The following is a 12235-nucleotide window of genomic DNA, read 5'->3' as shown; positions in this document are numbered from 1 at the left end:
TGAATTAATGGGGCTTAAGTTGGAATCTCTACCTGAATCAATACTCCACCCCCAGTTCGATTGCTAACTGTAATAGCTCCGCCATGAGCGTTGCAGATGGCATGTGCAATCGATAAGCCCAGGCCGCTGCCACCCGAATGTCGAGCACGAGAGCGTTCTGCGCGCCAGAAGCGTTCGAAGACCTTTTCAGCGTCCGCTATATCGATTCCCGGACCTCGATCTGCAAAGGAAAGCACTACTTTATTAGCTGTAGAGTTCACAACTATTTCAATCGATCCGCCTTGTGCGGCATAGCGCAGAAAGTTGTCAATCACGATATTCACAATCTGGCCCATTCGATCCCTGTCCGCGTTCAGTCGAAGGTGAACGGGAATCTGTACGTCAGGCTCGACGTGAGCGGTTTTGAATTGTGCGCTAAACCAACTCAAGCGTTCAGAAACTAGGTTGTGCAAATTAAATTCCGATTTTTCCAGAATCAATTGCCCCGCACGTGCGAGTGAAAGAAGGTGTAGGTCATTTACAAGTTTGTTTAATTGTTCGAGTTGGCGCTTGACCATTTGTAACTGGTTGATATCGCTTGGGAAAACCTCATCAATCATGCCTTGCACTCGGCCCATGGCTGCATTCAAGGGCGTGCGTAATTCATGAGCGATCATGGCGCTGGATTCCCGTACTTCCTGTTCGTACCGTTCCAACTGCGTCGTCATGCTGTTGAAATCGCTGATTAGGCCCTGTATTTCGTCGGGAGCGTTAGGTTTTAATGGCAATCGTGTTTTGAAGTCTCCTTGAGCCACCAAACGCGCGACTTGGGCAATAGATGAAAACTGGTTCGACAGGGGCCTTGAAAACAAAAATCCGCAGAGCACAATGATTGGAGTCGCAGCTATCACGAGGCCCGCGAGCAACAGCCAGTCGCTATTGGCAATGCCCGGCAAGAAATTTTCGATAGGATAATACTGGGTGAGGAGTTTCCATAATTTGGCTTCGTTGAGGTGCGGATCGCTCTGTAACCGTTGGAATTCAGCTCGGGCGTCAATCGGAATACTTGTCAGCGTTGTCCATTCTTCTATGGTGAAATGAAGCCACATGCTGAAAGAAACTGCGATCAAAGCGCCGATGGCCAGCATACTCATGCGTACGCCTACCCAGTGCCAAAGAGGTGTTCTTTTGCGTAAGAGATGGAACTTCATGAAGCTCATTTGAACCGGTATCCGACTGAACGAACGGTGACTAAAACGTCCTCAATTTCATGAATTTCCAGTTTGCGCCGCAAGTTGTGTACATGCGTGTCGATGACCCTGGACAACGCTTCGCTTTCCGGCATGCAAACTTCCAGTAACTCTTCACGTGTGAAAGCCTTGGCGGGTGTAGCCAGAAGGGTGGTCAATAGTTTGAATTCGGTAGGTGTGAGATCAAGGTGTATTGCTTCACCACTCTGGTGTTCAATGTGGGCCGTGTAGGCATTGAGGTCTACAAGCAGATGTTTGTAGCGCAAGTTATTTTCATCTGCTCGCACATAACTTGAGCGGCGCAGCACCGCTTGTACTCGAGCCACCACTTCCTTGGGGTTATAAGGTTTTACGACATAGTCGTCCGCTCCGTAGCGCAAAGCGCCGAGTTTTTCCGGTTCGTCGCCCATCGCCGTGACCATGATCACGGCAGTATCGCTGCAGCGCCTCACTGCTGCGAGTACTTCCGTGCCGCTTTTCTTTGGCAGCATGATATCCAGCAGGATCAGGTCGGGTTTCCATTGCCTGTGCAATTCCAAGCCACGTTGCCCATCTTCGGCCAGTGCCACCTCAAAGCCATCCCGAAGTAAGTAAGCCTCGAGAATGCTAGCGCTGTCAGCATCGTCTTCGACGATGAGAATACGTTTTCCTGACACGGTGGCGACCTCTTGATCAAATCTTGATATTTCGTGAACGGTTTATTGAAACTGGCGGCATAGGATCTCGTCCAGACCCGATGTCACGAAGATCCTATGTCGACTTACGTACCACTGTCCAAGCAAATTCAGTCGCACCATCGCTCATTGCTGGGGATGTGCATGGCGATGATTGTTGCTGGCTGCTCGTTGGTCCCGACTTACCAACGCCCGTCACTTCCTGTTCCTCGAAGCCAGGAATCAACTGCTTTGGAGGTGAAGGTGGGCGAGGACATGCCTGAGCTTTCGCGGGACGAGCAGGCGTTGATCACGGAACTGTCGCCCAATGGTGAACTGCGTAGCTTGGTAGGTTTGGCGCTGAGCTATAATCGTGATTTGCGTCTGGCTGGCTTGAGAGTCAAGGAGGCACGGGCTGCGCATGGCGTCTCTCGGGCAGACCGTTTGCCGACGGTCGGTGCAGGGGTAGAGCGTGACCGCCAGCATTTCGATAACGCGGCTGCCGAGGAGCGTTATGGCCAGGACATCACGCTCGCCACGCTGGGCTTTTCAGATTTTGAACCGGACTTTTTCGGTCGGTTGCGCAGCTTATCCGAGGCGGCTCGTCATGATTATCTAGCCACGACTTATGGGCAGCAGGCCACCAGAAGCGCACTGGTGGCGGAGGTTGCGCGAACGTATCTTTCACAACGATTGACCACCGCATTGAAAGCCGATGCGCAGCGTATCGACGACGCCCAGCAAGACACGTTGCACCTGATTGAAGAGCAGCAACGCCTGGGAGCAGTGTCTGTCGATGATGTTGCAGTGCAGCGCGTAGCAGCCGAACGGGCCCATCAGCAGTTGGCCGTTGCGATAGCCAATGATTCCAGTGCTTCTCAGGCGCTTCTGTTACTGACTGGATACGCCGCTGCACTGCCCCCGTTCGATCCAGAGGTTGCGAGCGCCTACCACGACCGCGCCGCGGGACTTGCCGATATGCCGTCGGAGCGTTTGCTGGAACGTTTCGATGTTCGCCAAAGCGAAGAGTCCCTGAAGGCCGCTAACGCAAACATCGGAGCAGCCCGGGCGGCGTTTTTCCCTTCGATCAAACTAAGCACTGGCGCCGGTCTGCAGAGCGACAGCCTGCGCACGCTATTTAGCGAAGGCAATGGGACCTGGCTGTTCAGCCCGCAGCTGAACGTGCCGCTGTTCGATGGTGGGCGTAGTCGGTCCAACCTGAACCTTGCCAAGGTGCGCAAGCAGATGGCCGTGGCCCAATACGAGAAGACCATCCAGGTTGCCTTCCGTGAAATGGCCGACGTGCTAATCCAGCGGCGTCTGGTTCTGGAGCAAATGCGCGGTGAAAACGAACTGCGCAACCTGGCCGAGGATAAAGCCCGCAGAGCCTTGATTGCCTATGCCCATGGTGGTGCGGACCGAACGACGGTCCTGGCCTCCACGATCAGCGTTAACCAAGCCGACATTGCGTGGCGCCAGCTGCGTCACGATCTTTTGATGAATCGCCTGAATCTTTATCGCGCGCTCTGCGGTGCAGACGCCACACCTTCCCAACGCCTATCTGAAAACGGAGTATCCCTATGAATGGTATAACCACCCCCCGCGAGTTTTCCCTCAAGCTCGCACGAACCCTGCTGGCCTCTGCTGCCCTGTTGGCTAGTAGTATCAGCCTAGCGGGCGAGTCTTCCGCAACGGGCGATCAAGGTATTTTTGGCGACAAGACCTCCTTCACCCTGGGCCTGGGCGCCGCTGTTCTTCCTCGCTACATGGGCTCGGATCGGTACCGTAGCCAGATACTGCCGGTGGTGAGTATCCAACGCGGTATTTTTTTCGCTGACACGGCTCACGGCCTGGGCTTGCAATTTCAAACGGCGTCGGGTTTCAGCGCGAGTGCTGCCCTCAATTACGATTTCGGTCGCAAGGACAAAGACAGCGATAGCCAGGCCGGCTCCACTGACTTGAAAGGCATGGGTACCGTCGACGGTGCAACAGTTGCCGACCTCAATGTTGCCCAACAGATTCTGCCATGGCTTTCCGTCAATGCTGAGGCAGAGTTGCGGGTAGCCGGTGAGCGGCGTGGCAATCGTTTCCGCCTGGGTGTCGAAGGTATTGCCTATCACAGTGATAGCGATTCGGTCACTGTTGATTTAGATGCGCATGCCGGTAACAGTCAATACAACCAGACCTATTTTGGTGTCACCCAGCTACAAAGCCAACTCTCGGGCTTCTCTCCTTTTAAAGCGGACAGTGGCATCTACGCGTATTCGGCGGCGCTTAACTGGCAGCACATGTTCGATGCTCATTGGTCAACAGTTGCCAGCCTCGGCGTCACTCACTACACCGATCAGGCTCGGGGTAGCTCATTGGTAAAAGCGGATGCCGAAGGCACCGGTTTATTCGCTCTGAATTACACCTTTTGATGGCGCGGGAGCTAGCCATGCAATACTTTTTTGATGCGCCTCGCAGTCTGAGCCGGATACTCCAATCAAGTTGTTGGTGCCTTGGCCTGTTCGCGATGGTGTTGAGTGGCTGCTCCCGGGAACAAGCCGCTGCCCCGCTGTTCAATCGTGCGGTCAAAGTCGAGGTGGTCAAGGAGGACCACGTCGGCAACCTGAGTGCCACTGGGGTTGTCCGCCAGCGGCATCGCGCCGCTCTCGCGTTTGAATCGGGGGGGAGGCTGGCGCAGCTGAATGTTGATGTCGGTGATTCGTTCAAGTCGGGCCAGATGCTTGCAACCTTGGACCTACAGCCTGCGCGGCTTCGCCTTCAGCAAGCGCAAGCTGCTTCTAGGTTCGGCCTCGCTCAGGAGGCCGAACGCAGCAGTAACCTGCGTCGCCAGCAGCATTTATTTGCTGCCGGTAGCGTCGCGCAAAGCGTGGTAGAGGCCGCTTCGGTGGCTTATCAGCAGGCTCTTGCCGAGCGACGCCGAGCGGATTCGGAGCTGGCACTGGCTCGCCGTGAGGTGGAACGTGGCCAGATGGTTGCGCCGTTTGTCGGTCGTGTGGTCGCACGACACAGCGAACAGTTTGCCCAGTTGACTTCTAATCAGGTTGTCCTTGAAGTGGAGTCAGTCGGTGATCAGCAGGTGGTGGCCGCTATTCCCATCGACCAAGCTGCCCAACTTAAACCTGGCGACAGCGCCGTCGCCTACGACACACGATTACCTGCTACAGCATTCGATTTGGTACTGGAGGGCATATCACCGAGAGCTGATAACGGCTTGGTCCAGACCTGTATTTTTCGCCTGCGTAATTCTTCCGCGATGCTGTCTAGCGGTACGACGGTATTGCTGAAAACCAATTCTCAGGGGCCTCGTCGGCTATTTGTGCCGATGCAAGCACTCCGGATGGGGGCTGACGGTTCCCACGCTCAAGTATTTGTTTATCACTCGGATGACCGTCGTGTAGCGATTCGTGATGTCTCGCTTTTAGGTATTGATCGCGGGCGCGCCGTGATCGCCAGTGGGCTGGTCGGCGGCGAGCAGGTGGTCACCGCAGGCGTCGCATTTCTCTCCGATGGCCAGGCAGTAAGCATGTTCCAACCAACCTCCCGTTTGGCACGGAACTGAATCATGAGCCTTACCCGCAGCGCCATGAGCGCCAGTCGTCTCACTCTGTTTACCTGCTTTTTGATCATTGTTGCGGGTATCTATACCTTCTTGAGTTTCCCCTCCCAGGAGGAGCCTTCGGTCACGATTCGCGATGCGGTGGTCAGCATCACCTATATGGGGTTGCCTACTGAACGTGCCGAGGAGTTGCTGGCAAGACCCACCGAAGAAAAGCTTCGTGAGCTACCAGAGATAAAGCGATTGATCACCACCGTGCGTCCCGGGAGTGTGATTATCCAAGTCACCGCTCATGATGACGTGAAGAACCTAGGCATCTTGTGGCAGCGTGTAAGGGCCAAGCTTGGCGAGTTGAGCGCAAGTTTTCCACCTGGCACCCAAGGCCCGAATCTCGATGACGATTTCGGTCAAGTGGCGGTGGCTTCAATCGCGGTCACCGCGCCTGGCTACAGCATGAGTGAGTTGCGCGGTGTCATAAAAGGCCTGCGCAATGAACTCTATGCGTTGCCCGGTGTGGATCGGATCGGCATCTACGGTCTGCAGGACGATCAGTTGTATCTGGATTTCGACCGCCAGCGGCTCGCCGCTGCGGGCCTGTCGGTGCAACAGTTTTTCCAACAGCTTCAAGGCCAGAATGTTATTGCGCCAGGCGGGATTCCGGTCATAGGTCAGCGGAGCACAACGCTGACCGTTACCGGTGAGGTGCTGGGGGAAGAGGCGTTGCGTCGTTTGCCGATCAAGCTGCCGAGCGGTGAAACCTTGCCGCTTGAAACGTTGGCTGACGTGTCCTCGGCTCCCCAAGACCCCCCGGATACGGCGGCGGTGTACCGGGGGCAGGACGCAGTAGTGTTGGCTGTGTCTATGCAGCCTGATCGCAATATCCAGGCATTTGGTAAGTCGTTACGTATGCGCCTTGCCGAAATAGAGCAAAAGTTGCCGCTTGGTTTTGCTTTGCATGTGGTGACGTTTCAATCCGACGTCGTGCATTCGCAGATGGAAAAAATGCAGCACGTGATGATGGAAACGGTAGTCATCGTAATGAGCGTCGTGATGCTGTTTCTGGGGTGGCGCACCGGTCTTGTCGTCGGAGCCATCGTGCCTTTGACTATTCTGGGCACGCTCATAGTGATGCGTGCCGTTGGCGTTGAGCTGCAGATGGTTTCGATCGCCGCGATTATTCTTGCGTTGGGGTTGTTGGTGGATAACGGCATTGTTATCGCCGAGGATATTGAACGCCGGTTACATGCTGGCGAAGATCGCCGTGTCGCTTGTGAGGACGCTGGTCGAACGTTGATGATTCCGTTGCTGACATCGTCATTGGTCATCGTCCTGGCGTTCTCGCCGTTTTTTCTAGGCCAAACCAGCACCAATGAATACCTGCGCTCTCTGGCCACCGTTCTAGCGATCGCGTTGCTAGGCTCCTGGTTGCTGAGCGTGACGGTGACTCCGCTGTTGTGTTTTTACTTTGCCAAGACCACTGCTCATGCCGCTGATAACAGCCGCTACGATTCAAAATTCTACAGCGGTTACCGTCGCCTTATCAGGGGGTTGTTAAAGCATCCGTTTCTCTTCCTGGGCAGCATGTGTGGATTGTTGACTGGGGCGGTCGTTGTGCTCGCTCACGTGCCTTATGACTTCTTGCCGAAATCCGACCGAAAGCAATTTCAGATTCCTATTTCGCTGGAGCCAGGCACCAGCTCGCGTGTCACTTTGCAAACCGTACGCGACATCAGTCTTTGGCTGAACACGGATCAGGACATCATCGACAGCATCAGTTACGTCGGTGATGGTGGACCGCGAATTGTACTGGGGTTGAACCCTCCCATTTCTGCGCCGGATACCGCCTACTTTACAGTCAGCGTACGGGAAGGCGCCGATATCGATCTGGTCATTGAGCGAACCAGAAGCTATTTGCTTTCCAAGCATCCAGAGGTCCAGGCACAGCCCATGCGTTTTTCCATGGCTACCACCGAGGCAGGCGTCGCCATCTATCGGGTTATAGGGCCTGATGAAACCGTGCTGAGGGGTATCGCTGAAAAAATCGAGGGTTACTTGCAGGCTTTGCCTGGAACTCTCGATGTACGCAACGACTGGCAGATCCGACTTGTTCGCTACAACGTAGTGGTCGATCAATACAAGGCCCGAAGTGCCGGCATCAGCAGCAAGGATATTGCCCAAGCGTTGCAGATGCGCAACGGCGGGTTACAGGTTTCGTCAATGCAGGATGGCGAGACCACCGTGCCGATTATCGTCAGAGAGCCCTCGACGACGTTGGTCCCTGCCAGCGATTTAATCAACACGCTCGTCTACCCATCAAATGGCGGCCAGGCAATACCGCTGTCCGCCTTTGCGACATTGCAGCCAGAGGCAGAGGCCTCGACGATCCAGCGACGCGATATGGAGCGGGCTATCACTGTGGTGGGACACAACCCTTCACTGACGGCCAGCTCCATCATAGAGCGCCTGGCGCCGCAGATAGCCGCCTTGAATCTACCGAGTGGCTATCGAATCGAACTGGGTGGTGAGATAGAGGACTCGGCGGAAGCCAATCAGGCACTCCTGCAGTATTTGCCCCATGCCCTGATAGCGATGCTGTTGCTGTTTGTCTGGCAGTTCAATTCCTTTCGCAAGCTTCTGATCGTGGTCGCCAGCGTGCCATTTGTGCTGATCGGCGTGTCGGTTGCGCTGCTATTGAGCGGTTCTCCTTTCGGCTTCATGGCCACTTTTGGCCTGCTCTCGCTGGCGGGAATAATCGTCAACAACGCGGTGCTGTTGCTTGAGCGTATTGAGGCTGAGCTGGCTGAAGGCATGCTGCTGCGTGAGGCGGTGGTCAGTGCCGCAGTCAAACGCCTGCGACCGATCATCATGACCAAGCTGACGTGCATCATCGGATTGGTACCGCTGATGTTGTTTGCCGGGCCGCTCTGGAAAGGTATGGCTATCACCATTATGGGGGGACTGGCGTTGGGCACGTTAGTGACGCTGGGGCTGATTCCTGTCCTTTACTGGCTGCTATTCAAGAAGCGGCCCAAGACTCTTCGCCATTCCCCGGTCCCATCTGCCCCATGAAAACCAAGCATCGCTGGATTGTTTGTGAGCATTGTGATTCGTGTTTTGAATCGGTGCCTTTGACCAGAACCCAAAAAGCCGTGTGCACTCGTTGTGGCGCGGTCTTGGCGCGCGGGAGAAGGATGAGCGTGCAAAGCCTCTTCGCCCTGTCGATCAGCACCGCAATATTGTTCGTCTTTGCCAACCTGTTTCCGGTTATCAGCATCAGCATGCAAGGGTTGAGTAACGCCGCCACGCTGTGGCAATCGGTGCAAGCACTTGCTCAAGGTCGGATTACGCCGATCGCCGTGGTTGCCGGCCTGACCATCATCCTGGTGCCCATGCTACAGATCGTTCTGCTGTGCTGGGTGTTGGCCTTCGCCAACGCAGGGCGCACGGCCCCAGGCTTCAAGGCCTGCATGCGCACGCTTGAGCAGCTGCGGCCCTGGAGCATGCTGGAGGTCTGCCTGCTGGGCATTCTGGTGGCAATCATCAAGCTGGCAGGGATGCTCAATGTGCACCCGGGACTTGGCTTATGGGCGCTAGGCGTGCTGAACGTGCTGCTGATTCTGATTTCAGGCAAGGACATACGCCGCCTATGGGAAGACCTGGAAGGGCAGTTCAAATGAGTCTGCCAGCCTACGCCCGAGACCTGAAAATGAAGTTGTGCCACATCTGTGGACACGTCTGCTCGTTGGAGGTACATCGCTGTCCGCGCTGCGACTCTGTCGTTCATGAGAGAAAAACCAACAGTCTTTCTCGCACCTGGGCACTGCTTCTGGCCTCATTGATTCTCTACATCCCGGCAAACGTTCTGCCGGTGATGCGCACCAGGATGCTCGGCAAGGCCAGCGAAAACACCATCTTGAGTGGGGTCGTCGAATTCTGGAAGAACGGTTCGTGGGACATCGCTGCGCTGATCTTCTTCGCCAGCGTAGTCGTGCCTTGCATAAAATTCCTGGTCCTGGGCGTCTTGCTCGTGACTTGCCAGCGCAAAAGCCGATGGGCGATGCGCGAACGCAGCCGCCTGTATCGCTTCATCGAGCTCGTTGGCTACTGGTCAATGCTCGATGTGCTGGTGGTCGCCCTGGTTGCAGCCTTGGTGCAGTTCCGCTCACTGAGCTCTATCGATCCGTTACTGGGGATCGTTTTTTTTGGTTTGGTGGTTGTGCTGACGATGTTGGCCGCCATGAGTTTTGATCCCCGGCTTATCTGGGATGCAGAGGTTAAAGATGTCTGATCGCCCCAACTCCAATCATTCGCCCGCCGTCGGTGTTCCCGTCGTCAATACTCGGCGGTTCAACGTGTCGCTGGTGTGGCTGGTGCCTATTATCGCCGCGCTGGTCGGGCTCTCGATGGTGATCCACAGCGCGCTTTCCGCGGGGCCCAAGATATTCATCAGCTTCCAGACCGCAGAGGGGCTGGAGGCCAATAAAACTCAAGTTAAATACAGAAACGTGGTCATTGGCCAGGTAACGGCTATTGCGCTGAGCAAGGACCGCACTCGTGTAACAGCCACTGTAGAACTCAATGAGGACGCTCGTACGTTCACCGCAGAGGACTCGATGTTTTGGGTCGTACGCCCTCGCATCGGCGCCAACGGTATTTCCGGCGTCGACACGCTACTTTCGGGGGCCTTCATTGGCGCCGATGGTGGTAAGTCCGAACGTACAAAAAAACGCTTCGTGGGGCAGGAAGCTCCACCACCTGTGACCTATGGCGAGCAAGGTACGCGTTTTACCTTGCACGCAGAAGATCTAGGCTCGCTCGATATCGGTTCACCCGTCTACTACCGGCGAATTCAGGTGGGGCAGGTGGTGGCGTATCACCTATCGGATGATGGCAAGGGGGTGGACGCGGACATCTTTGTTCATGCACCCAATGACAAATTTGTGACCACTGATACGCGGTTCTGGAATGCGAGCGGAATCGGTCTGACTGTAGGGGCTGACGGACTTAAGATCAAAACCGAGTCGCTTTCTACCGTATTGGCTGGGGGGGTGGCATTCATTGAGCCAACCTATAGCCCAGATGCGAAAAGAGCGGCTGAACATACCCGCTTCAACTTGTTCAATGATCAAGAAGCAGCCCTTGCGCCACCTGATGGAGAGCCAGGTTACCTGCGCATGACCTTCAAGCAGTCCTTGCGAGGTTTGGAGGTCAATTCAGCTGTTGAATTCATGGGCGTGAACATAGGTCGTGTGGTATCCGTCGATTTGGACTATGACCCCATTACCAAGTCCTTCTCCAGCGTAGTGGGGGCGGTGATGTATCCAGATCGACTGGGCTTGGCCAACGAGAAAATAGTGAAGGAGTTGGGGAGTACAGATGAGGCGCGTACCGCGCATTTGATTGGCGCATTCGTCAAACAGGGTCTGCGGGCCCAGGCTCGCACCTCCAATCTGCTGACTGGGCAACTTTATATTTCGTTGGACTTTATTCCCAATGCCACTCCGGTTCTTTTCGATGTCAAGGCAAAGCCGCTGATGATTCCTACGGTACCTGGAAGTTTTGAGAAGGTGCAGGAGCAGGTACAGGCGATTGTCGAGAAGATCAGCAAGCTTCCGTTGGCAGAAATTGCCAACAACCTGAATGGCAATCTCAGCGAAATGCAGAAAGTTCTAAAGCAGGTCAATACCGATGTCCTCCCGCAGATAAAGGTCACGCTGGCGCAGTCTCAAAAAACACTGGATGTTGCCACTTCGAGCTTCGAAGAAGACTCTCCCGCTCGGCAACAGATTAGTCAGACCATGGAGGAAATCCAGAGGACCGCCCGCTCGGTGCGGATCCTCACCGATTTTCTCAGCCGTAATCCCGAAGCATTGATCCGTGGCCGCACCGGGCAAGGCGCGCCAGATGCCTATAAAACCTCGAGTCCTGATTCGTCGCAGGTGCAGCCATGAACAAGGCCTTGATACTCCTTGTCACGCTGGGTCTCACTGCCTGTAGCTCTCCCGATATGCGTTACTACACGCTGCAAGACGTTGCTCCGGTGCGCGTCGATACGCCGGCCACGCCTGCTGATTTCCAATTCGAAGTGCTCAATGTTCGCGTCCCGACCCAAGTCGATATACCTCAGTTGGTGGTGAGGCGAAGCCAGACGGGTCTCATTGTTCTTGAAAATGACCGCTGGAGCGCACCACTGGCGGATGAGTTTCAAGCCGCCATCGCTGATCGGCTGGAGCGTCGGTTAGGGACAGGCAATTTGGCCGGCTTGCCCAAGGACAAACAACGTCCGATTCTTTCGGTTCAGATTGACGTACAGCGTTTCGATTCATTGCCAGGGCAATATGTTTTGCTGGATGCCATGTGGTCGCTGCGACTGCGCGGGGGAGGGGATCAGCCTGCACGCACACTGACGTGCAACAACAAATTGAGTCAGCCCGCCGGCCTGGCGTTGAACAACTTGGTATTGGCGCACCAGAAAGTGCTTGATCAGTTGGCTGAAGTTATTGCGAAGAAGGCTATCGATTGGGCGGCAAAAAATACGCTCAGTGAGTCGGCGCAGAAGTGCAGTTAAGCGCCATATCTGCGGGGGGGCTTTAAGCCGTTTCGGAGAGACGAGCTCCTGAGATGACCGCGTCTTGGGGGTGGTCCTTCAAAGATACCGTTTTGGCTGCCCATGATTGGCATGCGCGCCAGCTGATTATTATGATTTGGAGCAGGGCGACTTAAATTTTCTCCCATTGAGACGGGGATTCTTAATGCGCTGGTGAACATCGGTGACGAGGGTTTCTGCG

The 12235-nt window shown here is 55.3% G+C and carries 10 protein-coding genes; 8 read left to right on the top strand and 2 right to left on the bottom strand.

The features are described 5' to 3' along the window. Positions 1 to 14 precede the first annotated feature (14 nt). Both KJY40_RS22150 and KJY40_RS22145 read right to left on the bottom strand, forming a co-directional pair. A complete protein-coding gene (locus KJY40_RS22150) occupies positions 15 to 1190 on the bottom strand; it encodes a sensor histidine kinase (protein WP_407681976.1) in 1176 nt (391 codons plus the stop codon). 5 nt (positions 1191 to 1195) lie between these two features. Further along, positions 1196 to 1885: a response regulator transcription factor gene (locus KJY40_RS22145; protein WP_220556759.1), complete on the bottom strand. Its 690-nt coding sequence runs from the start codon at positions 1883 to 1885 to the stop codon at positions 1196 to 1198. 96 nt (positions 1886 to 1981) lie between these two features. Here KJY40_RS22145 and KJY40_RS22140 point away from each other — a divergent pair, with 96 nt between their 5' ends. The 8 genes from KJY40_RS22140 to KJY40_RS22105 are packed head-to-tail and all read left to right on the top strand — an operon-like array spanning position 1982 to position 12015. Continuing rightward, positions 1982 to 3466 (top strand): efflux transporter outer membrane subunit, encoded by a 1485-nt coding sequence (locus tag KJY40_RS22140; RefSeq protein WP_220556758.1) that lies wholly within the window; start codon positions 1982 to 1984, stop codon positions 3464 to 3466. Then, positions 3463 to 4302, top strand: coding sequence for a MipA/OmpV family protein (locus KJY40_RS22135; RefSeq protein ID WP_220556757.1), 840 nt, complete (start codon positions 3463 to 3465; stop codon positions 4300 to 4302). The genes KJY40_RS22140 and KJY40_RS22135 overlap by 4 nt, the downstream gene beginning before the upstream one ends. A 17-nt stretch (positions 4303 to 4319) precedes the next feature. Next, positions 4320 to 5450 carry an efflux RND transporter periplasmic adaptor subunit gene (locus KJY40_RS22130; protein WP_220556756.1) on the top strand — a complete coding sequence of 377 codons (1131 nt, stop codon included), beginning with the start codon at positions 4320 to 4322 and terminating at the stop codon, positions 5448 to 5450. A 3-nt stretch (positions 5451 to 5453) separates the two neighbouring features. Beyond that, on the top strand, positions 5454 to 8516 hold the full coding sequence (locus tag KJY40_RS22125; protein WP_220556755.1) for an efflux RND transporter permease subunit: 3063 nt from the start codon (positions 5454 to 5456) through the stop codon (positions 8514 to 8516). After that, on the top strand, positions 8513 to 9124 hold the full coding sequence (locus KJY40_RS22120; protein ID WP_220556754.1) for a paraquat-inducible protein A: 612 nt from the start codon (positions 8513 to 8515) through the stop codon (positions 9122 to 9124). Before KJY40_RS22125 ends, KJY40_RS22120 begins: the two co-directional genes overlap by 4 nt. Beyond that, entirely contained in the window at positions 9121 to 9735 is a 615-nt protein-coding gene (locus KJY40_RS22115; RefSeq protein ID WP_230732862.1) for a paraquat-inducible protein A, read from the top strand. Before KJY40_RS22120 ends, KJY40_RS22115 begins: the two co-directional genes overlap by 4 nt. Continuing rightward, the gene (locus tag KJY40_RS22110; RefSeq protein WP_220556752.1) at positions 9728 to 11398 is read left to right on the top strand and encodes a PqiB family protein; all 1671 of its coding nucleotides are present in this window, start codon (positions 9728 to 9730) and stop codon (positions 11396 to 11398) included. Before KJY40_RS22115 ends, KJY40_RS22110 begins: the two co-directional genes overlap by 8 nt. After that, positions 11395 to 12015 carry a PqiC family protein gene (locus tag KJY40_RS22105; protein WP_220556751.1) on the top strand — a complete coding sequence of 207 codons (621 nt, stop codon included), beginning with the start codon at positions 11395 to 11397 and terminating at the stop codon, positions 12013 to 12015. The genes KJY40_RS22110 and KJY40_RS22105 overlap by 4 nt, the downstream gene beginning before the upstream one ends. The last annotated feature ends 220 nt before the right edge of the window (positions 12016 to 12235 follow it).

The organism is Pseudomonas fitomaticsae (genome assembly GCF_021018765.1).
GTDB lineage: Bacteria > Pseudomonadota > Gammaproteobacteria > Pseudomonadales > Pseudomonadaceae > Aquipseudomonas > Aquipseudomonas fitomaticsae.
This window is presented reverse-complemented; position numbering and strand designations above follow the sequence as displayed.

Coding starts and splice junctions, on each gene's coding strand:
- KJY40_RS22110 (WP_220556752.1), top strand. CDS start 9,728: ATGTCTGATCGCCCCAACTCCAATCATTCGCCCGCCGTCGGTGTTCCC.
- KJY40_RS22140 (WP_220556758.1), top strand. CDS start 1,982: ATGTCGACTTACGTACCACTGTCCAAGCAAATTCAGTCGCACCATCGC.
- KJY40_RS22125 (WP_220556755.1), top strand. CDS start 5,454: ATGAGCCTTACCCGCAGCGCCATGAGCGCCAGTCGTCTCACTCTGTTT.
- KJY40_RS22115 (WP_230732862.1), top strand. CDS start 9,121: ATGAGTCTGCCAGCCTACGCCCGAGACCTGAAAATGAAGTTGTGCCAC.
- KJY40_RS22150 (WP_407681976.1), bottom strand. CDS start 1,190: ATGAAGTTCCATCTCTTACGCAAAAGAACACCTCTTTGGCACTGGGTA.
- KJY40_RS22120 (WP_220556754.1), top strand. CDS start 8,513: ATGAAAACCAAGCATCGCTGGATTGTTTGTGAGCATTGTGATTCGTGT.
- KJY40_RS22130 (WP_220556756.1), top strand. CDS start 4,320: ATGCAATACTTTTTTGATGCGCCTCGCAGTCTGAGCCGGATACTCCAA.
- KJY40_RS22135 (WP_220556757.1), top strand. CDS start 3,463: ATGAATGGTATAACCACCCCCCGCGAGTTTTCCCTCAAGCTCGCACGA.
- KJY40_RS22105 (WP_220556751.1), top strand. CDS start 11,395: ATGAACAAGGCCTTGATACTCCTTGTCACGCTGGGTCTCACTGCCTGT.